The sequence below is a fragment of the Desulfatitalea tepidiphila genome, assembly GCF_001293685.1.
Lineage (GTDB): Bacteria > Desulfobacterota > Desulfobacteria > Desulfobacterales > Desulfosarcinaceae > Desulfatitalea > Desulfatitalea tepidiphila.
Genome location: NZ_BCAG01000003.1, coordinates 1579470 through 1603171, shown reverse-complemented (window position 1 = coordinate 1603171; position 23702 = coordinate 1579470). Strand labels below are relative to the sequence as shown.

Genomic DNA, 23702 nt, shown 5'->3' with positions numbered 1-23702 from the left:
GGTTGTCTACAATCCTTGCGTGTGAGACAAAAAAGCCTATGAAGGAGAGATGGTGAATCCCAACAGCCGGCCCCAGATCATACCCGGAGACAACGCTTATGATGATGAAATCAGCCTGATCGATCTTTGGCTGGTGCTCGTGCGCAGGAAGTTAATCATTCTCTCAGTGTTTTTCCTGTGTCTGGTTTTAGGGATTGTATATGCATTTACCCGCCCTGATCGTTATGAATACCGGACTGGTATCGAACTTGCGCGGGTGACCGATTTTGACACAATAGATGAATCTGTGATCGGGAAAAAGGCTGGAAAGCGTTCACCCAATACACTATCTGGTGCTATAAACCTGTTGATGCCAATAGAACAAAACATCGACTTACTTGAAAACGTTATCATTCCCGAAGAACAAAGAGCGCTGTTTGGCGAGGTGACTCGAGGTCCTCGAATCAAGGTCGAGAATAAGGAGGGTACCTACAATATTACGCTTTCGACCGTATCAAAGCCAGAAATAGCAGCAAGCGTGCAACAGGTGCATCAAGCTGTTGCGGCTGCTTTTTCAAAGACACAAGACCAGGAATTGAAAAAAATTCTTGGTATTCAAATTAATCCTCTCCATGCACGCGCCGAAATATTGCGTGGACAGATTCAGGCTTTTGAAGCAGAGATAGAGAGGTTGGCTGAATATAACCTGGACAATAGCGTCAATAGAGAATTTATTATTGCCCAACAAGCTGGAGAATTGCGAAGAGAGCTGGCACAAACCAGGTTGGCATTGGCAGATGCGGAAAGTAAAGTTAAGGCCATCCTGGACGCAAATCAGGGTTCGCGCCTCCTCTATCTGGCAGTACAGTCAAAATCCCTGGTGGGTCCTGGCAAGCAACTAATTGTCAGCCTATCCGTCGTTCTGGGGGCGATGCTTGGCATTATGGGGGCCTTTATCGCTGAGTTCTTTCGAAAAGTGGTGGAGGCTTCCCAGCAGGCGAAAGAGGAAATCCATGTTAAGGATCTGTAATCATGGCTAAAATAGAGGAGTTAAAAAAGAGGGGTGTGAGGGTACTTGCACCCGAAGGCACTTTCGTTGGTGAAGAGGTCAACATCGACCGAATTGCCGCTGAAGGGGTGATCCTCTATCCTGGCACCAAAATCCTTGGTGAGCACACGTTCATTGCGAATAATGCCCGAATTGGCGTTGAGGGACCTGTAACCGTCGATAATTGTTATATCGGCCCCGGAGTATCCTTGAATGGTGGCTATTTCAGTGCCGCCGTGTTTTTGAATAATGCCAGTTGCGGCTTGGGATCCCATGTCCGCAAGGGCACCATACTTGAAGAGCAGGCCAGCATCGCCCACACGGTGGGGCTGAAGCAAACCATTCTTTTTCCTTATGTGACTTTGGGCAGCCTGATCAATTTCTGCGACTGCCTGATGGCTGGCGGCACGGGCCGGGACAACCACAGCGAGGTGGGCAGTTCGTATATTCATTTCAACTTCACGCCCAACCAGGACAAGGCCACGCCTTCCTTGATCGGCGATGTGCCGCGCGGGGTCATGCTTAACCACTCCCCTATTTTTCTGGGAGGGCAGGGAGGGTTGGTAGGGCCTTCGCGTTTGGCTTTCGGCACGGTGGTGGCCGCGGGCACCATCTGCCGCAAGGATCAGCTCAAGGAGAACCATCTGGTGCTGGGGGAAAAGGCGCGCAGCGGCACTGTGCCTTATACAACGGGGACTTTTTTTAGCCTGAAACGCATCATTCGAAACAATATTATTTATATCGGCAACTTGTACGCCTTGCGGCAGTGGTACGGGAACGTGCGTTCTCGCTTTGTGGGACCGGATTTCCCTGCGGAGTTGCTTGAGGGGCTCCAGGTGACTGTCATGTCCGGAGTCTGTGAGCGGTTAAAACAGCTGGAACGGCTGAGTGACAAATTGACTGAAACAGGCGCCAGGGAGGGGATTCAATATGATTTCCCGATGGCGTGGAAAGATATTCGTTCTATATTGGACAATCTGTTGGCTTTTGACGGGATGGATGACGGCACCGAGGTCTTTTTGAAGGATATCGATCAGCTTATAAAGAGAAATGGCCAGGACTATTTGCGTGTGATAAAAAGCCTGGAGATGGCGCAAACCGAATCGGGCACCGCGTGGCTCGACCGTATCGTGGAACGGGTAGTCGCGGATACCTCAAGGTGTGTGCCGGCTTTGATCTAACCGTTTGAACTCAATTGCGTTGTGCGGGAATGGCGATCCATGGGGAAGTTGTTCGGTACAGACGGTATTCGGGGCGTGGCCAATCGATATCCGATGGATATCGAAACAGCCTTATCGGTGGGTAGCGCGGTGGGTGGGCTGTTCAACGGGCATCAACATCCAACACGGGCCCATATCGTCATCGGCCAGGATACACGGCTTTCCGGTGACATGATCGCCCAGGCGGTGGCGGCCGGCGTTTGTTCGGCAGGGGTTGATGTATCGCTGCTGGGGGTCTTGCCGACGCCGGGTATTGCCCATATGACATCAGCCACGGACGCCGCGGCCGGCATCGTAATATCGGCATCGCACAACCCATATGAAGACAATGGGATAAAGGTATTCGACGACCAGGGATTCAAGCTGTCGGATGAAGCAGAAACGCAGATTGAGCGCCGCGTGTTGAATGGAGAGACAGCCGTAAAGGCTTGCAGCGAAAACATCGGCAGGGTCCGGAACACATCGGAACCCGCAGGTTTTTACCTCGATTTCTTAAAATCCGCCGTGAACCATCCTGACCTGAATGACATGAGCATCGTTCTCGACTGCGCAAATGGTGCGACCTATAAGGTGGCGCCGGCTCTGTTTCAACAGTTGGGCGCACATGTGATTCCTTTATTTTGTGCACCTAACGGGATGAACATCAACACCGGTTGCGGATCGCAGCATCCAGAAGTTCTGGTCCAGACCGTTCTCGATCAAAATGCGGACATCGGCCTTGCCTTCGATGGTGACGGGGATCGCCTCATCGCGGTGGATGAAAAGGGCAAAGTCCTGAGCGGCGATCAGATCCTGGCCATCTGCGCCAAGGATATGAAAGCCAAAGGCATATTGAAGAACGATGTGGTGGTCAGCACGGTGATGAGCAATATGGGATTGAAGCTGGCCCTGAAACAAATGGATATCCGGATGGAGACGGCCCAGGTCGGTGATCGCTATGTCATGGAGTTGATGCGGGCTCAAGGTGCGGTTTTGGGCGGGGAAGACTCCGGGCATATGATTTTTTTGGATGCCCATACCACCGGCGACGGGTTGTTGGCCGGACTGAGGTTGTTGCAGGCCATGCAGTCGGTTGATCGCCCCCTATCGGAACTTGCCAGGGTGATGACCGTCTATCCCCAGGAATTGATCAACGTGGATGTGACATCCAAGCCCGAGCTCGAATCGGTTCCCGGCATCGTAAGTGCGATTCAGCGGGCAGAAGCGGATTTGGGGGATCAGGGTAGGGTTCTGGTGCGCTACTCGGGAACCCAGAAAAAGTGTAGGGTCATGGTCGAAGGGCCGACAAAGAAAATCACACACCTGCATTGCCGCCAAATTGCCGATGCGGTGGCGCGGGCCATCGGGTAAAACCAAAGTTATTGTTTTGACACGAAAAAGCCTCTGACGATCTTTTCATCAGAGGCTTTTTTTGTTTTTTAACTCATTGGAATAAATTAAAAATTGAATTACCTTCGATTACCGCCCAAAATCATCAGCAGGTACTGGAACATGAGGATGAAGTCCAGGTAGAGTTTCAACGCGCCGATGATGGCGCCTTTGCGCACCGCGCCGGCATTCAGTCCGGCCGGCTGGCTCAGGGCCATCGCCTTGATCTGCTGGGTGTCATAGGCGGTCAGGCCGGCGAACACCAGCACCCCGATGTAGCTGATGATCATCTGCATGCCATAGGAGCCGATGAAAATATTGACCACCGAGGCGATGAGAATGCCGATCACCCCCATGAAAAGGAAGCTGCCCAACCCGGTCAGGTCCCGTTTCGTGGTCCATCCATAGATGCTCAACGCCAGGAACATGGCGGCGCAGATAAAAAAGGTGGATGCAATGGTTTCGCCGGTGAACATGATCAACAGAAGGGCCAGTGTCGCGCCGTTTAGAGCGCTGTAGGCCATGAACATGCCTGTGGCGGTCGATGCCTGAATTTTTTGAATTCTGGCAGAAATGATGAAGACCAACGCCAGTTCGCCAATGAAAAAAAGCCATCTGGCCTGATACACGAATTTGAGGGCCGGTTCGTTGTGGGTGACGAAATAGGCCACAACGCCGGTTAAAGCCAAGCCGAGCGCCATCCAGTTGTAGACGCCGCGAACGAATTCGTTGACGCGCGCTTGAACTTGGGTTTGACTCATGGAATACGGTTGGGGCTGCATACAGGTTCCTCCTATTGTGTCAATTCACGATTGGCGCTAATATAAACACAACTGCCTTTCATTTCAAGGGGAAAGCAGTTGTAGCAGCCGATAATCGCAAGGTCTGGACTGGATCGGGACCAGGCAGTAACTAACGGAGTCATGACGACGATTCATGTTTGGGGGTAAATGAGCCATATGAAACCCGAACAGCTTTATCAGGAGTTGAGGCATCTGGCCGAAAAACTCGGTGTGCAGGTGGCGGAACACAATTTTCGTACGACCGGAATTCATGTGAAAAGCGGGTATTGTAAAGTTAAAAATAAAGATCATTTTATTATCGATAAACACCTACGAATAAATCAAAAGCTCGAAACTCTTTCTGAATGGCTAAGCGGCCAGCCACACGAGTCGGTCTACGTGATGCCAGCCGTCAGGGAATACCTTGAGCGTTTCAATTTTAACAACAATGAAAAAGATAGTTAACAGCCATACCCGGCGGGGTTAAAAATGGATAGTGTGTGGACATCTAAAAGTTTACATAATATATCTTATCAGACATTATAGGTGAACTATCGGGGGACGAGAACTGCAGGATATCGGATGAGAGCACTTATATTTTTTTGCACTCTCCCGAATTCATTGAACTGCCATTCCGGATCAGCGATACAATGGGATAAATTGGAGCCCACCTATTGAACGAAGCCACCCAGCAAGCGACGAGACAGATATTCACCGTATCGCAGCTCACAAAAAATATTAAATCTCTGCTTGAACAAAAGTTTTCCATGATATGGATATCAGGAGAAATATCCAACCTTAGAATCCCAAATTCAGGTCACGCCTATTTTTCGTTAAAGGATGACAAAGCCCAGATCATTGCGGTGATGTTTCGCGGTCAAATGCGTCAGCTCAGGTTCGACTTGGACGATGGATTGGCGATCGTCGGCCTGGGTCGCGTCAGCGTTTATGAACCGCGTGGCAATTATCAGATCATTCTTGAATACGTCGAGCCCATGGGGGCTGGTGCGCTGCAATTGGCATTCGAACAGACCAAACAACGGCTCACCGAGGAAGGTCTATTCAGTCCCGAGCATAAAATACCATTGCCTTTTCTGCCACGGACCATCTGTGTCATCACATCGCCTACGGGGGCGGCCATACAGGATATTATCAATATTACCTTTCGCCGTTTTCCCACCCTGCAGCTCAAAATTCTGCCGGTTCGGGTTCAAGGCCACGGCGCTTCTGAAGAGATCGTAAACGCTTTGAGGCTGGCCGATCAAATCGTGAGGCCAGACGTGATTATCCTGGCCAGAGGGGGCGGCTCCATGGAGGACCTGGCAGCTTTTAATGCGGAATCCGTTGCCCGGGCCATCTATGCCTGTGAGACACCGGTGGTGTCGGCCGTCGGCCATGAAATCGATTTTACCATCGCCGATTTTGTGGCCGATGTGAGGGCGCCCACCCCATCAGCCGCCGCCGAGATCGTCGTGCCGGTGAAAATCGAGTTGCTCTCCCGATGCTCTGAATTGAGGCACCGGTGTTTAAGGTCCATGTCGCGAATGGTTTTGGTCTCCCGTGAGCACATTCATCGATTAGGCCGGGCGGTCGTCCATCCCCTCAAGAAACTGCAGGCATATCAACAGCGTGTCGATGACCTTCAGGGACGTCTCTTTCGAGCGGGTCTAGAACTGGTGCGACATCGTCAAGTCCATTTAATGAAGGTTCACTTTCGGTTGACCAACCAAAGCCCTGTCATCCGCGAGAGACACGTTCGTCCAGTGATTGAGATGTTGTACTTCAGACTTTTAAAATCAAATGAGAAGTTAATTGCAAAGTATCGAGATCGTGTTCATGGCGCGAACGTCAAGCTCGAAGCGCTGAGCCCCAAGGCGGTTTTACAGCGGGGGTACAGCATCACGCGGACTTTACCCGACCTGAAAGTGGTGATGGATGCCGTTGAGGTGCACAAAGGCCAACGGCTTGAAATCTTGCTGGCCAGAGGAAAAATTCAATCCACGGTCGATGGGTAGTTTACATTTAACGCATAACAACGTACGAATACACATCGGCATCTTCCCGACATTCAGGATTTATCAGAAATGACCAAACTCTCTTTTGAAAAGGCGCTCGAACGCCTGGAGACGCTCGTGCAGGAGATGGAGTCCGGTGAATTATCGCTTGAAAATGCCTTGAAAAAATTTGAAGAGGGCGTCAAGCTGAGTCAACTTTGTACTCAGAAGCTCAACGAAACCGAAAAGAAGATTGCGCTTTTGATGGAACAAGGCGACGGCTCGCTAACGGAAACACCTTTTGGCGATACCGATCAGGACGATCTGGATGCTTGAGCACACCTCCCCCGGCTTCGAACTCAAAACTTACCTGGCTCTGCAACGGCAAATCGTCAACACGGCTTTGGATGAGCATCTGAAATCCTTACCGTTGGAACTGACGATGCGGGAACCGGTGGTTTATGCGCTTTCCACCGGCGGAAAGCGGCTGCGCCCTATTCTGTGCCTGGCCGCCTGCACCGCAGTCGGCGTAGAACCGGAGATTGCCCTGCCGGCCGCTTGCGCACTGGAGATGATTCACACCTATTCCTTGATCCACGATGACCTCCCTGCCCTGGATGATGACGATCTGCGGCGCGGCAAGCCCACGTGCCATGTTCAGTTCGATGAGGCGACCGCCATATTGACGGGCGATGCCTTGCTCAACATGGCTTTCGAGGTGCTGTCCGAAGCGGGTTGCAAGTCAGGACCGGACAACGCGTCGCGATGGTTGCGGGTGGTTGCCATCATATCGAATGCCTCGGGTTGCCTGGGGATGATCGAGGGACAGGCCCGGGACCTCTCCTTCGAGGGGGTTAAACTGAATCAAGAAGCGCTCGAAAACATGCACCGGTTGAAGACAGGCGCGCTGATTCGGGCGGCCGTTCATGTCGGTGCTGTGTTGGGCGGAGCGAGCGATGATCAGATCGATCGTTTGAAGCGATATGCGGATAATATCGGACTCGCATTCCAGGTGATCGACGACATTCTCAATATCCAAGGAGATCCCTCTGTTCTGGGCAAAGCGGTGGGAACCGATGCATCGCGGCAAAAAAACACCTACCCTGCCCTTTTGGGACTCGAACCCTCGCGCGCCTATGCCGATCAGCTGATCGGGGACGCCTTGCGGGCACTTGATATTTTTGATAACAAGGCAGACCCCTTGCGGGCCATTGCACAGTACATCGTGGATCGAAAACGATAGCGATTCAGGAGTCACGCACATTGGGATTGCTCGAACATATCGAATCACCGGCCGATTTGAAAAAGCTGCCGCGCAACCTGTTACCGGAACTGGCGAGTGAAATCCGCCGGGTCATTGTCGATGTCGTCTCTAAAAACGGCGGCCACCTGGCATCGAGCCTCGGCGCGGTCGAGCTTGCCATTGCCATTCATTATGTGTTCGATACCCCCGACGACAAAGTAATCTGGGATGTCGGACATCAAGCCTATGCCCACAAGTTGCTGACCGGTCGACGCGACCGGTTTCATACCCTGAGAAAGCATGGCGGGCTGTCTGGTTTTACCAGGAGCAGCGAGAGTATCTATGACAATTTCACCACCGGGCACAGCTCCACCTCCATTTCAGCAGCCTTGGGCATGGTATGCGCCAATCGTCTAAAGGATAAAAGATCCAAAGTGTTGGCGGTGATCGGAGATGGCTCGTTGACCGCGGGTCTGGCGTACGAAGCCCTCAACCAGGCCGGAGATCTGCATAAAGATCTGATCGTGATTCTCAACGACAACGACATGTCCATTTCGCGAAATGTTGGGGCCTTGTCATCTTTGCTGAGCCGTACCCTCTCGGACCAACGGCTCCAGGCGTGGCGCAAGGAGTTCGGCGAGTTTCTTAAGTCCTTGCCCAAAATCGGTGACAATATCTATAACTGGGCCAAACGGTCCGAAGAGTCGTTCAAGACCTTCATCACGCCTGGCATGCTGTTCGAGGCATTTAACTTCGACTACTTCGGTCCGATCAACGGCCACAATTTGAACCATCTGATATCCATACTCACGAATATCAAGACGCTAAAAGACCCCGTGCTGCTGCACGTGACCACGACCAAGGGCAAGGGATACGCCCAGGCGGAAAACAACCCGGTCTATTTCCATGGCGTGGGCTGCTTCGACGTCGCCACGGGCAACAGCACCGCCCCGGCCTGCACGGTGCCCACCTACACATCGGTCTTTGGCGATTTCATGGTCGAGGTGGCCAAGACGAACGAAAAGTTAGTGGCCGTGACCGCAGCCATGCCTGAGGGCACGGGTCTGAGTAAATTCGCCGAACATTTTCCGGATCGTTTTTTCGATGTGGGGATCGCCGAACAGCATGGCGTGACCTTTGCGGCGGGAATGGCCGCCGAGGGATTTCGTCCGGTCGTCGCCATCTATTCCACCTTTTTACAACGCGCCTTCGATCAGGTTGTCCACGATGTCTGTATCGAGCGTCTGCCAGTGGTGTTTGCCATCGACCGCGGCGGGCTGGTCGGCGAAGATGGCCCGACTCACCACGGCCAATTCGATCTTTCCTACTTGAGAAGCCTGCCCAATATGATCGTCATGGCGCCCAAGGACGAGAACGAATTATGTCGAATGATGATAACGGCCTTGTCCCATGATGGACCCGTTGCCGTCCGATACCCGCGGGGTATGGGATTTGGGGTCCCATTGGACGATGAGCCTGCGGCGATACCCATCGGCCGGGCGGAAATCCTGGCTCAGGGCAATGATGTGCTCCTGCTGGCCATCGGCAATATGGTTTCAGTCGCCATGGGGGCCAAGACAAAACTGTCGGCAGAGGGAATCCATGCCACAGTTGTCAACTGCCGTTTCGTCAAGCCCTTGGATAGTGACACCATTTGCCGACTGGCACAAAAAGTACCTTTCGTCGTCACTCTCGAAGAGAACGCCCTCTCCGGTGGTTTCGGCAGCGCCGTGATCGAAGCGCTGTTCGACCATGGTGTCAATCCGGCGTTCGTCAAAAGAATCGGTTTGCCCGATCGATTCATCGAGCATGGTTCGGCAAACCTGCTGCGGTCGAATTGCGGCCTCAATGTCAAAAGTGTCGTGGAGGCGGTGCATGAACTGTTCGAACGGCATGCACCAAGCCAAAACCTCAACGTGCTTGTCCAGAATCAGTAAACGCAATGTGGCATGCCCAATAAGCAGCGTCTGGATATCTTATTGGTTGATAGAGGTCTGGCAGCCAGCCGCCCCAGGGCCAAGGCCCTGATCATGGCAGGTAAAGTGCTGGTCGATGGACAGCTCAGCGACAAACCCGGCACAGCCATCCCCATGGATGCGTCGATCAGCTTGAAGGGCGAAGAATTGCCCTATGTGAGTCGGGGAGGGTTGAAACTGGCGGCTGCCATCGAGGCGCTGTCACTTCGACTCGATGATGGGGTATGTCTTGATGTGGGCGCCTCTACAGGCGGATTTACCGACTGCCTGCTGCAACATGGCGCCCGCCGTGTGTATGCCGTGGATGTCGGATACGGTCAGCTGGCCTGGCAATTACGCCGGGATCCGCGTGTCGTTTCCATAGAAAGGACTAACATTCGGCACCTTGCCCCCGAACGCCTGCCCGAAAAAGTGGATCTGGCGACCATTGATACCTCCTTTATTTCCCTCAGAATCGTTGTTCCGGCCGTCCAACCGTTCTTGAAACCAAACGGTCGTATATTGGCTTTGATCAAGCCGCAGTTTGAAGTCGGAAAGGGTCAAGTCGGCAAAGGCGGGGTGGTGCGCGATCCGCGTCAGCACGATCGTGTCATACAGGAGCTGATCGACTATTTCAAAGAAATCGGCCTGGTACCCGGTCCGGTGATCCCCTCCCCCATCCGGGGCCCCAAGGGAAACCTGGAGTTTATCATTCTGCTCGCCAACGATGATTCCGTTTTATAATCAGGTTTTTGCCCTTGATTTTTTCAGGGTGCCTGTATATCAATAAAAATTTTCATGGCGTCGGTATTCAAACCCCATATTCTTTCTTAGAGAGGAGCAAGAGTGATCGAAAATGGCAGATAAGCTGAGAAATATCGCCCTTGTCGCCCATGGCGGTGCGGGCAAAACATCGATTGCAGAGGCTATGCTCTTTAAAACGGGCATTATCACCCGTCAGGGTCGTACCGAAGATGGCAACACATTCATGGACTTTGAGCCTGAGGAGCTGAAGCGTCAAGCCAGCATCAGCACCAGCTTTGCCCAGATTCCTTGGAAAAAGCACGCCATTACCCTTATCGATACACCCGGCGACCAGAATTTTTTCACGGACACCAAATTGTGCATGCAGGCGGCCGATGCGGTGGTCATCGTGGTCGACGCGGTCGACGGAGTCAAGGTTCAAACCGAGCAGGCATTCGAGTTTGCCACAGATTACAATCAACCGGCCGTTATCTTCATCAATAAATTGGATCGTGAGCGCGCCGATTTCCAGCGGGCCTTTCAGGACGCCAAGGAATCGTTTGAAACCCCCAAGCCGATCATCATCCAGTTGCCCATCGGCAAGGAGGCGGGATTCAACGGCGTCGTCGATCTCGTGGCGATGAAGGCTTATCTCTATGACGATAAAGGCATTGTGTCCGTTGCGGACGTTCCGGAAGAGATTAAGGATGAAGCTGAAACCGAACGCGAAGCCATGATTGAAAACATCGCCGAGGCCGACGACAGCCTGATTGAAAAATATCTGGAAGGCGAAGCGATCAGTGATGACGAGATCAAGGCGACCTTGCGCAAGGGCGTGTTGTCACGCACCTTTATTCCAGTATTGTGCGGTTCGGCGACAAAAAACATCGGTATCGATCTCTTGATGGATACCATCGTCGCCGCCATGCCCTCCCCGCTGGATTCGGCCTCCCGGAAGTGTATCAACCTCTCGGATAAGAGCGCCGGTGAAATCTCACCCGATCCATCCGTTCCTTTTTCGGGATTCGTATTCAAAACAGTAGCCGACCCCTATGCGGGCCGATTGACGATCTTCCGGGTGGTCAGCGGTACTCTGGCCGGTGATGGCACTTTTTACAATTCGACCAAAGAGACCAAGGAAAGATACAATCAGCTGTTGACCATTATGGGCAAGGAACAAAGGCCGGTCAACGAAGCGGGTCCTGGATCCATCGTGGCGGTTGCCAAACTAAAGGAGACCACCACCGGAGACACCCTGTGCGCGGACAACAAAAAGGTCAAGTTCGAGCTGGCCACATCCATCCCCACTTTGATTACCTTTGCCTTGGAGCCCAAGTCAAAAGGGGATGAGGACAAAATCTTTTCTTCATTGAACAGGCTGCTCGAGGAAGACCAGGGGCTGAAGGTTGACCGGAATGCGGAAACCAAAGAGATCCTGCTGTCGGGTTCAGGCCAGGTGCACATCGAAGCGACCATCGAGAAGCTGAAACGCAAATACAATGTGGAAGTCAACCTCAAGGCGCCCAAAGTTCCCTACCGCGAGACCTTTAAGAAAAAGGTTCGCGTACAAGGTCGTCACAAAAAACAAACCGGTGGTCATGGCCAGTTCGGCGATTGTTGGATTCAACTCGAACCGATGCCGCGGGGCGGCGGATTTGAATTCGTCGACGGCATTGTCGGTGGCGTGATTCCCAAAACTTATATTCCGGCCGTTGAAAAAGGTATTGTCGAATCTGCCAAGAAAGGTGTTCTGGCTGGTTTTCCGACCGTTGATTTCAAAGTGATCTTGGATGACGGTTCATACCATGCCGTGGACAGCTCTGAAATGGCGTTCAAGGTCGCCGGCAGCCTGGCGTTTAAAAAGGCCGCCGAGCAGGCCGGACCGGTTCTTTTAGAACCCATCATGAAGGTGAAGATCACCACTCCGGATGAATTCATGGGCGACATTATGGGCGATCTGAACAGCCGGCGCGGTCGCGTTCTTGGGATGGACAGCGCTGGCAAGTACCAGGTGATCAACGCCGAAGTGCCCATGGCGGAATTTCTCACCTATGCTCCCGATCTGCGCTCCATGACCGGTGGGCGTGGGATTTTTTCTATGGAATTCGAACGGTACGATGAAGTTCCGGCGCAGTTGGCCGAAAAGCTACTGGCCGAACTGAGAAGCAAAGAGAGTGAATAACGAATTGCGTTCGTCAAGCAATTGACGAGCGCTTGGAACGTTATCCGCAACTATCAAAAAACCGAATCGCCGAACCAGGCCATTCGGTTTTTTGTTTTTGGAGAGTTGTGATCCATTGGCCCTATATTATGCCGCAATGGATGCGGGCACTCTGGTCGAGCATGGCTGGCAATCCCCCCTTTGACTGGGGGGAAAATCCCAGGCATTGGGTCCATACCTGGTCATCTTCCATGCAAAAGTAGAGCGTGACGCGCGGTGCCCGTTCTTTTATCCAACGTGCAATCTTTTGATACACCTTGATACGCAATGGTTTGAAATAGCGCATCTTGCCATCCAATCCGGGGATGAATTCTCCATAAATGATGTCGGATTGGGGGAAACGCTGGCGCACGACCGATTGCAGGGCCGGCATAAATCGAAACGTTCCCATACTGATCCAGACAATTTCATCCTGCGGAATATTGTCGAATAGGGTCTGAATCACATCGTGATATTCGTTTTCCCATTCAGGATAGACGAAAATAGGATCGAAATGGAATGCCAGTGGATATCCTTGGGATCGACATGCCGCCGCAGCAGCAAGCCGCGCTTTCAAAGAAGCGGTCCCCCGCTCTTGATGCGCGATGACGCGGGGGGTGTTGAGCGACCAAGAAACAATAGTCTTGCGCTGGTGGTCCAATCCCTTTAACTGCTGTATCGCGGTCGTTTTGGTTTTGAGTTCAAGAACCGTTTTTTTCTGATGTGCAAAGCGTTCCACCAGTTTTGGAGTGAGGTCAGACCAGGGTTCCCAAATCAGGCTATCGGTAAATTCACCCGTGCCGAGACGTAGACCCTTGGGCCGCTCAAAGTACTCCGAGAGCTCATCTAACAATCTGTCCTGATTAACAAAATATTGAAGCAAGGGTGGGTGGAAATAGGTTTGCAGGATGCAGTAAGCACAATCCATGGTACAAAAAGTGCCAATATTCAAAATTTGATAATCGCAACAGGTATATTCCCGGGTGCCCGGGCACTTGCGCACAAAGGGTCCCTGAAGGCGCGTCAACAGTAATAGTTGTTTTCCCCTCAGGCAGGGGTCCTTCTCCCCTTTGAGGATATCAAACACCTGCTGACGATTTTCAACGAAAACAGGTGGCAACCTTAATGATTGAACGAACCGGTCGACCAAGGGCAAGTTGGCCACCGAAGCGTCCACATAGAGTTTTTCAATGGGCATAATCAGAGGTCGCCTGGGGTCCGGATCTCGAAGTTGAGCAATGACCGGAGTGTTAGGAATAAATTTATCTCTTTAGATACATCACCAAAGGCAACAAGAACAGCAGTGCGATAATGAGAAGGCCGGGGAGTGAAAAATATACAGCATACCAGGGTCTTCCAGCTATTTTGGTGCGTTGGGCTTCCTTGAGATACCAGTTGCCGAGGATGGCAGCCGCTATTAAAATACATAAAGCCTGAAAGAGCATGATGAACGCTTGCATGAACTCCAACCTAACCTTTCAGCAGCAATGCCATGCGCAAGGTGGTATGTCGATTGTCTTTCCAGGGCCAAAACTTGGCAATGACCGTCCCTGAATCCAATTGCTTTTCGAAGAGCGTTTGTTCAATTCTGATGCCGCCCGTCTTCGACGTCAATTCGAGATCCTTCGTGCTGGGAGCCTGCCCTTGGGGCTTGATCGGGTCCCCTAACTGTTCCGCGAGGATGTTGTACCACGAAGGAAGGTCTCTGTTTGAAAAAACAAGGTCGACAAATTCATCAGTGACACATCGACTTTCGACCACTTCGAGCCCACCGAACTGTTCAATGATACGTTTTAGCGGCATGTCAACGTCACTACCTCATCATCTTGAATCAACTGTCCACTATGACATGGAAAACCATTGTCCTGATACCATAAAACGGTCTGGAGTATAGAAAAAAACGGAACCGAGTGTCAAAGGGATTCTAAGACGCTAACGGCCTCGACGTTTCACGTGAAAACACATTTTGTAGTATTTCCAGGTAGAAAAATCCACAACCCATAGACTCTTAACCTGGCATGGCGCCATATCCCCGATGAGATCCGTGGTTTTGTGAAAATACAATCCTCTTTATTCGGAGGAAGTCGATTTGAACAGCAGTCGATCCGAGATGAAACCAAAAAAGTTGGCGCCTCCATTGCTTTTAAAGTGCCAGCCGATATGGGTCAGGCACGCGGTACAAATAATGATCCGCCAGGAATGGCCTGAAAACCAGGTGAACTCCGTCGATGCCGGTCCAAGGAAACTGTATCCCTGGGCATTTGAAAAGCATTTGATATTGTAAACGATTCCGCTTGGATTGGCATAGGTGTGTTCATGACGTCCTTGAACGTTCAGACGGAAGCCGGGTTGAGTGATTTTTTGATGGCATTGATTGCAGACATACCACTTTTCTTCATCAGTTGCGTTGACATGGTCCGCTGGATGAACGGAAGCCCCGGGGTATTGAGGCCTCAAGGCATCGTTTTTGAAGAAAAGCATGAATCCTTGCCTATCACCCGAATGATCAGCTCAGGATTGGTAATGGGCCTGGCCGGAGGGTGTGTTGGTGGAGCGTTTAATTAAAGTCAACGCGTTCCTTTAGCTCCTTGCCGCAACGGAAAAAGGGTAACTTCTTGGGTTTGACTTTCACGGGTTCGCCCGATTTGGGGTTTCGACCGGTGTAGGATTTGTACTCTTTGACAAATATACTGCCCAGGCCTCGAATTTCCACTCTTTCTCCTTTGGCGAGGGCATCGGCCATGGTATTGAAAAAAATATCTACAACATTTTCAGCTTGTTGTCTGGTAAATCCGTTTTGGTTTTTCAGCTCTTTGACAAGATCGGCCTTGTTCATTGTTGCCTCCCTAATTTCAATTAAATCAACATCATATAGGTACTCGGGGCACTTGTCAACTCGGCCTGAACCTTCAGTTCATTTTTTCCGAAAGGAATTCGCCCTAAATATCGATGAAGGACAATGCGTTGTTGAACCCACGGGATCCGTCGGGAGGCTTGGTGCCTGGAGCCGGAATCGAACCGGCACGAAACTAAGTTTCGAGGGATTTTAAGTCCCTTGCGTCTACCTATTCCGCCATCCAGGCAATTGTTTCCATTGCCCCGAGTATTGTCCTAAGTATTGAATGGATCAGTCCGGGGAAAGAAACCTGAGGCTATTTACCATATGCTTCGGGATTGTCAAGTCAAGCATGGCAATTCGATCTCCGGAGCCCTCAACATTGTTTCATGATTTGAAATTATTGGTAATTTGTCGTAAGAGGGTTGCAGCTCAGGCCGGTCCGATTCCTGGCCAAAACCATGCGGGAGGGAGAGAACAATGATGCATAAAATAGTGGGGGCCCTTTGGGTGTGGGTCATGTTAAACGGTGTTTGCTGGGCAAATTCCCTTGAATTGGATCTGATGGCCGGAACGGAATCCATATCCGGCGGCATTCACTACAAAGACTATATCGAATCGGGTTACTATCGCATCGGCGGATCAGTGGTTCACACCGATGACGACGATGTCGAGTATACGTTGGGCTCTTTGAACCTGACGGTTGGCAGCGATACATTGGCGCCGGGTTTCACATGCGAGGTGGGTGTGAGAGGAATTTACGGAACCGCAGACAATGGTGGATATTCCGGAGATGTGGGCGCGCTTGGGTTTACCGGTGAAGCCGGCTACCTCTTCCCGACCGATCGGATACCTGTGCCGTTGGAGGTTTTCGGCGGGCTGACCTGGGCCCCCAGCCCTCTGTCTTTCGCAGATACGGACAACTATCTGGAATTCAATGCCGGCGTGGGGTTGCGGATCCTTCGCAATGCCTCTATCCGCGCTTCTTACACCCACTACCGTATAGATATGGAATCCGGACCAGGAGATTGGGACCTGGAGGAAGATGCTTTTCGACTGGGATTGGCCATGCGCTTTTGAGCGGTTTCATTCCAAAAAGGAGGCATCCTGCAGATTTTCCGGTGTGATCGAATGGGAGACCGCTATCAAGGGTCCGAACAGGTCAATCGCAATCCTTTCAAAATCCTCATGGAATGGTGCACCTTCGCGGAAACAGAGCTGATAATAGGGGTCCGATACCTCACCGGGTGAAAAGTCGTTTCCGAGCCAAGTGCGCTGGGCGAAAGCGAGCGCCTCTTTGGAGGTGCGGCCATTCACGAGGAGTTGATGGGCGTAGGCGTGGCTGGACCGGCAATAAAAAGGCAATGGCGCCCGAAGTCCCTCCCAGTAATAGTCCAGGTACCGCGCCAGGACATCTTCAGGGTTTTGTAGAGGTGACAACTGCCAGATTTGGTCGGTACAGATCAATATACTCATCGGAACCACATGCTTTTCCGGGCAAAATTGCAGGGCCAGATGGTGTATGAACACCCCCAACAGGTCTTTTGGACGCGTTTTGCCCATGCGGTAAACGATGCGGCCCTGTGGATAGACCCGATCGATCTCGCCATGCGCCGCGAATGGCGAAAGTGCCTTGTCCACCCGGACAGAACGCGGTTTTTCGTTCGGCACAATCGCCTTCAATGTATCTAAAAACGTTTCGACGTGATCCACCAGTTGCTCGCATTCAACACGTCCGACAGTGCCATGGGGCAACATATTTGCGGCCCGAACAATACGGTAGGCCTCCTGTTTCGAAGTGCCTCCGGCAAGCGCCTTGAGCAGATCCTGATTGACCATATAGCGACTCAAGGCATCTAATTTGAAAATCTCCCTGTCTTCAACCACATCTGCAGTTGGTTTTAAATAAACCCCCAGGCGATTTTCGATGAGAAAACGTATGGGATGCACCCAGAACACTCCCAAATCCCTCCAGTCGCACTGACGCCAGTGATCATCTGGAGATGGAAGCGCCCCGGTGAAGAATGGTTCTGTTTCAGGCGGGGTGATCAGGGCCTCGGCGGCTTTTCGATTTTCGGCACTGTACGTGAACACCTGTGTGTCAAGGCCGCTGAAATAAAGGGTCGAAAAGGCATGCAACGGATGACGGACGACGAGCTTCTCGGCCGGAACCCCCAAACCTTCGGCCACATATTCGAGGAGTTCATCGACAACCATTGAAGGCGCCATGGTTGAATTGTCCTGAATATTCTGACCGATGTAGCTCAGATAAAAAATGTCCCTGGCAGAGATAAGGGCTTCCAGGAAAAGATAGCGATCATCGTTTCTTCTGGAGCGGTCGCCTGGCCGGGGTTCGGCCGCCATCAAATTGAATCCCGGTTCATGATTTTCACGCGGAAAGGTTTCGTGATTCATGCCGAGCAAGCAAATGATCCTGGAAGGGATGCTGCGCATCGGGAGCATGGCACAGAAGGTGATGCCGCCCGTCATGAAACCTGCCTCACGGGAAGTCTGTTTGAGGGTGTCCTTCAGATACTGCCGGATGATGTCGAAGGAAAAGGTCGCTTTTTCATCGAGTTGCAATCCGATTTCCTTGAGTCGATGGATCGTGGTCTTTAACGGCTGTGAATGGGATATCTCAGAAGGTCCCAGCTGGAAAAAACGCTCGAACAGCGCGTTGAGCCTGACCTGCCAACCCTCGAGGGAATCGACGCAGGCATCGAGTTGGGTCATGCTCTCATGGATGGCATCGGCATAGGCAATGACGCGTCCCAGAATGTCACCATCTCCGGAAGCAATGGATTGGAGTGGCAAAACTTCACTGAAGAGCCTGGATTCCCGGCTGTCCATGCTCCATCCGAGGACCAATCGATCCAGGCCTTCCTGCCAAGTGTTCTCCCTGAATCCGGGCAAACCATGGCGTCTGCGATCAGCCCTGTCCCATCCCCAGCGGATGCCGGCCTCTTTTACCAAACGGTGAATCAGTTGCAGGTCGGATTCGAACAATCCGAAGCGCGATTGGACACTCGGACATGAAAGAAGACTCAAGACTCGCGAGGCTTCCATCCGACCGTCGACCAGATCCAGAAGCTGAATAAAGGTATCGATCGTCGAATTTGATGCCAAGAGGTCTTGATCGGCCACGCTGTAGGGCATTTGGTGTGCTGGGTCAGCGGGATTTCCGAACACGGCATGAATGAACGGCGCATAAACAGCGATATCCGGCGCCATGACCAGGATGTCCCGCGGTTCAAGACCCGGGGTATGATCCAGCATGTCCAGCAACTGGTCGTACAGCACCTCAACTTCCCGCATGGGGCTGTGACAGCTATGCACCCGCAAGCTCCCGTCGGCGTGCACGACCTCATCTGTGGGTTCCTCGTCCGACCGACGGCGGTCGACCAGATCCAGAATGTCCTGCTGGATCCCCCCCAACAACAGACCGTTCCGGTTGTCCTGGAACAATTCGTGGTGATGGGCCTCGCATTGATGGATCAGGTCGAAAAATTCTTTCCCCTGCACGCCCAAGGACGCCAGGAGACGGTTACCGCTCTGAAAATACAATGCGCCGTTGTCTGGTGTGCCCGGAATGCGGGATCGCAAGCGGACCATTTGTTGATCCGAAAGGATATCGGCCCAATAGTGACGGCAGGGATTCAGCAGAAACAGAAAGACCGGAATTCTCTGGGCAAGTGCCTCGAGTACCTCCAGGTGGAACGGCGGCAAGTGGGACACACCAAAGACGGAGATCCTGGAGGGTAATCCACGCCATGCACGGTCGTTTTGCCGAAGTCTTTCCACCAGCTCTTTTTGGAGAGCGGAACGGTGTAAGCCGTTTTGTTGCGCTCCGAGGGCCCGCCACAAGCAGGCTTGCCATTGGTGCGACGGAGGCATTTGTTCGGTGCCCGCTCTGCCCGTCTCCCAACCCACGAGCCAATCCGGCCGGAACACGGCGTATTGATCGAAGGTGTCGGCGATCTTGCGGCTTAACAGAAATCGTTTGAGGGGGTTGGTATCCTGGGCCAGATAGCGCTGTAAAGGCTCGAAAACAGAATGCGCCAAGAGGTCTGGCAAGAGACGGCAGATGCGAAAGGCCAGGGTGGGTTTGTCGTAGGCCCCGGTCATTCCAAAGGCGGCATCCTCGAGGCCGCATAGCCGGTCGATAAAGGCATTGGGAAAAGGGAACTCTATGTTGGCGCAAACCCCGTTGATGCTGGCGACTTGCAGGGATATCCAGCGTTGCATGCCCCTGCTTTGTACCAGCACCACGTCGGGCTGCAACACCAAATGCGGATTCGCTTCGACGGGTGCGGCCAGTACCTCAGCCAACCCCCTGACCAGCATTTCCATATGATTGCCGGAGATGATGTGCAATTCGCTGGGCATCCCGGCACCCTATTGCCTTGTCGACCGTTTCAAAGCAACGCCACCGGCCATAAGGATCAGGCCCATTCAACGACTTTTTTAACGAGTTTTTCAATGCCCACGGCAATATCTTTGATGCCCGGTCCCAGCATGTAGGCCGGTGTGGTGACAATTTTATGTTTCTGGTCCACATGAATCTGATCGACCTGGCAATTCATGTGCTTCGCGCCCATGGTTTCAATCGCGGCGGCCGTGCCGACATCCGAACCGATGGTGACTTCGGGTTTGAGACGCCCCAGCGCGCGCGCAACCGTTGCCGGTGCAATGCACAGGGCGCCGATTGGTTTTTGCGCAGCCACCATTTCATCGAGAATTCTTTGAACCTGTGGATGTACGGAGGCGTTCGGACCTTTCACAGCGAAATCGCTTAAATTTTTGGCCGCGCCGAATCCGCCCGGCAGGATCAAGCCGTCGATCTGATCTGCCCGAACCGTTGCAAGGTCCACGATATTTCCCCGGGCGATTCGCGCGGACTCCACCAGAACATTTCTTTGCTGGTCGGCGACCGACTGATCGGTGTGATCGATCACGTGCATTTGGCCGCTGTCGGGCGCCATACAAACGATCTCTGCGCCGGCTTGATCCAGAAAGAGCAGCGTCAAAACGGCTTCGTGAATTTCAGATCCATCGAAAACCCCACATCCGGACAAGAGCACACCTATTTTTTTGGCCATGGGCAAACTCCTTTTTCAAAGACTGATTTTAACAAGTGCCCGTCCACAAATAGGCAAATTGGGTCGAGATCAAGGCGCGCGAAAAATTTAACCGCAGGCATATGGTCGATATTCCGAAGATTAAATTTTTCGCTCAACGCCGATATCGGGCCAATTAGTCATTTGTGGATGGACACTGATCATGCCAGGACGTGCTTATCGAGCACAAAGCACGTAAACATGCCTTGGAACAGCGTCTCTTCACCCGATGAAACAGATACCGCCACCCAATGTTTTTTCCCTTGGATCTCTTCGACCCGTGCGGTGGCAACCACCTGTTCCCCGACGCGAACCGGCTTCAGGAACTTGACATCCGCTGCACCCAGGACGACATTGGGATGGTTGACGGCGATCATGGCGGCATAATCAGCCAACCCGAAAATAAAACCGCCGTGGACCAACCCGGTTTTATCGGCCGCCATGGACGACAGGGTTTCGAGACGCACCCGACTGTAGCCCTCCTTCACATCGAGGGGGTGCCCGCAAAGACCAGGGTCAATGGCTTGGTGGGTGATGATATCCATCATTTGCATCCTTTCCGGTTTTCTTTAAAGGCAATGCTGGACGATGGTCCCAAAACCTGAGGCTGAGACGGCAATATTCGAGAAAACGATTTGAATTTAATGGAAAACCAATATATTCCGTGATAAAAGAGCGCTCGAAATGGTCAGCCGCAATTATAGGCAAAGGCCTTTTAAGAAGTCAAATAGATCTCAAACGAAACATTCATCGCACAAGATCCATAACAGGAGCAACTGGAGAAATATGGAAATGACAGATCTTATTCAGCATCGCCTGGCAGAAATCCGCAGGCGGATGCATGAACAGGGGCTCGATGGATTGCTCGTCCTGGTAGAGGAAAACCGTCGTTATCTCAGTGGGTTCACCGGAGAGGACCACCAATTTGACGAATCCGCCGGTGGCTTGTTGATCACCAATAGGTCCCAGGTCCTGCTGACCGATTCCCGCTTTCAGATTCAGGCAAACCATGAAGCACCGGCGTACGAGATTCTGATCTATCCGAACGGGTTGGCCAAAGAGCTTGCAAAAATTTCTCAAACGTTGGGCATCAAACGCCTCGGGTTCGAAAGCAATCGCGTGTCGGTCCAGCAGCACCTGAATATAAAAAAAGAATTGGAGAAAGCCGCAAACCAGCTGGACCTGATCCCATTGGAGACTTTTGTGGAGGCCCTACGCGAGATCAAGTCCGGAGACGAAATCGAAAAGACCCGAAAAGCTTTGTTGCTGGCTGAAGATGTTTTTCGTCATGTGGCCAAGAAACTGAAGCCGGGCATGAGTGAAAAGGCGGTGGCCTGGGCCATGGAATCTGGCATGCGACACGCCGGCGCCCAAAGCCTCTCTTTCCCTGTCATCTTGGCGGCCGGACCCAACAGCGCCCTGCCCCACGCCATTCCCACCGATCGTCCCATCCAGTCCGGTGAGCCGATCCTGTTCGACTGGGGGGCCAGGTTGAATGGTTACTGCTCGGATTCCTCGCGCACGCTGATACTTGGAAAGCCGGATGACACCTTTCTCACCGTATTTCACACTGTTCTGGAAGCGCAACAAAAGGCCATAGCGGCGATCAAGGAGGGGGCCAGCACCAAGGCGGTCGATGCCGTTGCCCGAAATCATATTCATGCCAAGGGATTCGAAGGCAAATTTGGTCATGGATTGGGCCACGGCACTGGATTGGCCGTTCACGAAGCGCCGCGTTTGAGCCCGCTGAGAGAGTCTGTTTTGCGTAGCGGCATGATCGTCACCGTGGAGCCTGGCATTTATCTTCCCGAATGGGGCGGTGTGCGCATCGAGAATCAAGTGGCGGTCACCGCCGACGGTGCCGATGTGTTGAGCCGGTTGAGCACGACCTATCAAATCGACCGGATTTAATTGTTATATTGGCCGCAGTGTCGTTATCTCGAGGCGTTCAGGTTTTCACACGGGCGGGGATAAACTCCGTCCCCTACGCGCCCGTGTATGGCAAGAAACTGTATCACCAATCAAATATCGTAGGGGCGGGCTTTACGCCCGCCCGTAAGATCCGCGCCAGTTAAAGGCATTGTGATTTAAAGAGGTCAATATCGATTTATGCAGCCAATTGAGCCCTTATTTGACCGATGGGTCGATCAATACATCAATCACCTGATTGTCGAGAAGGGTTTGGCGGCCAAAACCATCGAGGCCTACAGTGCGGACCTGGCCTCTTTTCTGAAATTTCTCAAATCAGAAAACATTGAGCACCTCGAAGATGCGGATCCGACCGCTATCTTGAAATACGTCATCGATCTCAGGAAAACTGGCCGCGGTGCGCGGACACGTGCACGGCATCTCGTTACCATTCGTGGATTTTTCCAATTTTTGACCCAAAATGGCCTTTTAGCCGAAAACATTGCCAAAATGGTCGAGCTGCCCAAGAGCGGCCTCAAATTGCCCGACGTGCTCAGTCAGGAAGAGGTCACCGACCTCATCGCGGCGCCGGATCGTGAAAAACCCTTGGGACTGCGTGATGCAGCCATGTTGGAGATGATTTATGCCGCCGGCCTGCGCGTGTCCGAACTCATCGACTTGCCCGTGGGGTCCGTCAATCTGGAAGCTGGATTCGTGCGCGTCCTGGGCAAGGGCAGCAAGGAACGAATCGTACCGATTGGCGGCAAAGCCATTACGTGTCTTCAAGACTATTTGGACCATGGGCGCCCCTTGCTGCTCAAAAACATGAGCAGCCGTTTTCTCTTTGTCGCCAGGGCCGGCAAGCCCATGACCCGTCAGGGTTTCTGGAAACTGCTCCGGCGTTACGCCCTTCAAGTCGGTATCACCAAACGCGTCACGCCTCACAGTTTGCGTCACTCTTTTGCAAGTCATTTACTTGAAGGCGGCGCCGATTTGCGTGCGGTGCAGATGATGCTCGGTCATGTGGATATCGGCACAACGCAGATTTATACTCACGTGGCCCAGCAGCGACTGATCGAGATTCATCGGCATTACCATCCACGGGGATGAACCTTAAGACCCAAAGGAAGCAATTTTAACTGAACGTGATTCACCCTGAATAGCTCGTGTCCCAATAATATTTTAATATTAAGCTTCGAATCGTAACGGGCATGACAGGCGTGGGTGGAACAGGTGACCAGGGCCACGTGCGCCTGCGGTCTTAGTGCCGCTAGAATGCAAACGGCGGACAAGCGGCCCAGACTGTTT

General features: G+C 52.4%; 22 protein-coding genes and 1 tRNA gene. 14 read left to right on the top strand and 9 right to left on the bottom strand.

The window, feature by feature from the left end:
- Positions 1-52 precede the first annotated feature (52 nt).
- From DFT_RS11835 to glmM, 3 genes are read left to right on the top strand one after another with little or no spacing between them, the layout of a single operon-like run.
- Positions 53-1009, top strand: coding sequence for a Wzz/FepE/Etk N-terminal domain-containing protein (locus DFT_RS11835; RefSeq protein ID WP_161807136.1), 957 nt, complete (start codon positions 53-55; stop codon positions 1007-1009).
- 2 nt (positions 1010-1011) lie between these two features.
- On the top strand, positions 1012-2208 hold the full coding sequence (locus DFT_RS11830; RefSeq protein ID WP_054031394.1) for a hypothetical protein: 1197 nt from the start codon (positions 1012-1014) through the stop codon (positions 2206-2208).
- A 39-nt stretch (positions 2209-2247) separates the two neighbouring features.
- Positions 2248-3597, top strand: a complete 1350-nt coding sequence (gene glmM, locus DFT_RS11825) for a phosphoglucosamine mutase (RefSeq protein ID WP_054031393.1) — start codon at positions 2248-2250, stop codon at positions 3595-3597.
- A gap of 98 nt (positions 3598-3695) precedes the next feature.
- Here the strand turns inward: glmM and DFT_RS11820 are convergent, their stop codons facing one another.
- Entirely contained in the window at positions 3696-4397 is a 702-nt protein-coding gene (locus tag DFT_RS11820) for a Bax inhibitor-1/YccA family protein (RefSeq protein ID WP_054031392.1), read from the bottom strand.
- Between the two features lie 177 nt (positions 4398-4574).
- Here DFT_RS11820 and DFT_RS11815 point away from each other — a divergent pair, with 177 nt between their 5' ends.
- The 7 genes from DFT_RS11815 (at position 4575) to fusA (ending at position 12515) form a co-directional block, all read left to right on the top strand.
- Positions 4575-4862 carry a hypothetical protein gene (locus DFT_RS11815; RefSeq protein WP_054031391.1) on the top strand — a complete coding sequence of 96 codons (288 nt, stop codon included), beginning with the start codon at positions 4575-4577 and terminating at the stop codon, positions 4860-4862.
- Positions 4863-5071: 209 nt separating this feature from the next.
- A complete protein-coding gene (xseA, locus tag DFT_RS11810; RefSeq protein WP_076750523.1) occupies positions 5072-6412 on the top strand; it encodes an exodeoxyribonuclease VII large subunit in 1341 nt (446 codons plus the stop codon).
- A 69-nt stretch (positions 6413-6481) separates the two neighbouring features.
- Positions 6482-6727 (top strand): exodeoxyribonuclease VII small subunit, encoded by a 246-nt coding sequence (locus DFT_RS11805; RefSeq protein WP_054031389.1) that lies wholly within the window; start codon positions 6482-6484, stop codon positions 6725-6727.
- Positions 6720-7634 carry a polyprenyl synthetase family protein gene (locus tag DFT_RS11800; protein WP_054031388.1) on the top strand — a complete coding sequence of 305 codons (915 nt, stop codon included), beginning with the start codon at positions 6720-6722 and terminating at the stop codon, positions 7632-7634. The genes DFT_RS11805 and DFT_RS11800 overlap by 8 nt, the downstream gene beginning before the upstream one ends.
- A gap of 20 nt (positions 7635-7654) precedes the next feature.
- The gene (gene dxs / locus DFT_RS11795; protein ID WP_054031387.1) at positions 7655-9571 is read left to right on the top strand and encodes a 1-deoxy-D-xylulose-5-phosphate synthase; all 1917 of its coding nucleotides are present in this window, start codon (positions 7655-7657) and stop codon (positions 9569-9571) included.
- 12 nt (positions 9572-9583) lie between these two features.
- Positions 9584-10333 (top strand): TlyA family RNA methyltransferase, encoded by a 750-nt coding sequence (locus tag DFT_RS11790; RefSeq protein WP_054031386.1) that lies wholly within the window; start codon positions 9584-9586, stop codon positions 10331-10333.
- A gap of 112 nt (positions 10334-10445) precedes the next feature.
- Positions 10446-12515, top strand: a complete 2070-nt coding sequence (fusA, locus tag DFT_RS11785; protein ID WP_054031385.1) for an elongation factor G — start codon at positions 10446-10448, stop codon at positions 12513-12515.
- A 121-nt stretch (positions 12516-12636) separates the two neighbouring features.
- Here fusA and DFT_RS11780 read toward each other — a convergent pair whose 3' ends face one another.
- The 3 genes from DFT_RS11780 to DFT_RS11770 all read right to left on the bottom strand — a co-directional run bounded on the left by DFT_RS11780 (position 12637) and on the right by DFT_RS11770 (position 14336).
- Positions 12637-13731: an SPL family radical SAM protein gene (locus tag DFT_RS11780; protein WP_054031384.1), complete on the bottom strand. Its 1095-nt coding sequence runs from the start codon at positions 13729-13731 to the stop codon at positions 12637-12639.
- 64 nt (positions 13732-13795) lie between these two features.
- Positions 13796-13993, bottom strand: a complete 198-nt coding sequence (locus DFT_RS11775; RefSeq protein ID WP_152971960.1) for a hypothetical protein — start codon at positions 13991-13993, stop codon at positions 13796-13798.
- Positions 13994-14003: 10 nt separating this feature from the next.
- A complete protein-coding gene (locus DFT_RS11770; protein WP_054031382.1) occupies positions 14004-14336 on the bottom strand; it encodes a hypothetical protein in 333 nt (110 codons plus the stop codon).
- Between the two features lie 513 nt (positions 14337-14849).
- Between DFT_RS11770 and DFT_RS25840 the strand changes: the two genes are divergently transcribed.
- Positions 14850-15098, top strand: coding sequence for a hypothetical protein (locus DFT_RS25840; protein ID WP_152971959.1), 249 nt, complete (start codon positions 14850-14852; stop codon positions 15096-15098).
- On the opposite strand, the gene DFT_RS11760 is transcribed toward DFT_RS25840, so the two are convergent.
- Positions 15091-15369 carry an HU family DNA-binding protein gene (locus tag DFT_RS11760; protein ID WP_054031380.1) on the bottom strand — a complete coding sequence of 93 codons (279 nt, stop codon included), beginning with the start codon at positions 15367-15369 and terminating at the stop codon, positions 15091-15093. The genes DFT_RS25840 and DFT_RS11760 overlap by 8 nt on opposite strands.
- A gap of 159 nt (positions 15370-15528) precedes the next feature.
- Positions 15529-15616, bottom strand: a tRNA-Leu gene (locus DFT_RS11755).
- 233 nt (positions 15617-15849) lie between these two features.
- On the opposite strand from DFT_RS11755, the gene DFT_RS11750 reads away from it, so the two are divergent.
- Positions 15850-16449, top strand: coding sequence for a YfaZ family outer membrane protein (locus DFT_RS11750; RefSeq protein WP_054031379.1), 600 nt, complete (start codon positions 15850-15852; stop codon positions 16447-16449).
- A gap of 6 nt (positions 16450-16455) precedes the next feature.
- Here DFT_RS11750 and recC read toward each other — a convergent pair whose 3' ends face one another.
- From recC to DFT_RS11735, 3 genes are all read right to left on the bottom strand, one after another.
- The gene (gene recC, locus DFT_RS11745) at positions 16456-19755 is read right to left on the bottom strand and encodes an exodeoxyribonuclease V subunit gamma (RefSeq protein ID WP_054031378.1); all 3300 of its coding nucleotides are present in this window, start codon (positions 19753-19755) and stop codon (positions 16456-16458) included.
- Positions 19756-19811: 56 nt separating this feature from the next.
- Complete coding sequence (gene elbB / locus DFT_RS11740; RefSeq protein ID WP_054031377.1) at positions 19812-20468, bottom strand: isoprenoid biosynthesis glyoxalase ElbB; 657 nt, start codon at positions 20466-20468, stop codon at positions 19812-19814.
- A 179-nt stretch (positions 20469-20647) separates the two neighbouring features.
- Positions 20648-21031 (bottom strand): thioesterase, FlK family, encoded by a 384-nt coding sequence (locus DFT_RS11735; RefSeq protein ID WP_054031376.1) that lies wholly within the window; start codon positions 21029-21031, stop codon positions 20648-20650.
- 247 nt (positions 21032-21278) lie between these two features.
- On the opposite strand from DFT_RS11735, the gene DFT_RS11730 reads away from it, so the two are divergent.
- Positions 21279-22397: a M24 family metallopeptidase gene (locus DFT_RS11730; RefSeq protein ID WP_076750705.1), complete on the top strand. Its 1119-nt coding sequence runs from the start codon at positions 21279-21281 to the stop codon at positions 22395-22397.
- Between the two features lie 198 nt (positions 22398-22595).
- Positions 22596-23504 carry a site-specific tyrosine recombinase XerD gene (gene xerD / locus DFT_RS11725; protein WP_054031374.1) on the top strand — a complete coding sequence of 303 codons (909 nt, stop codon included), beginning with the start codon at positions 22596-22598 and terminating at the stop codon, positions 23502-23504.
- The last annotated feature ends 198 nt before the right edge of the window (positions 23505-23702 follow it).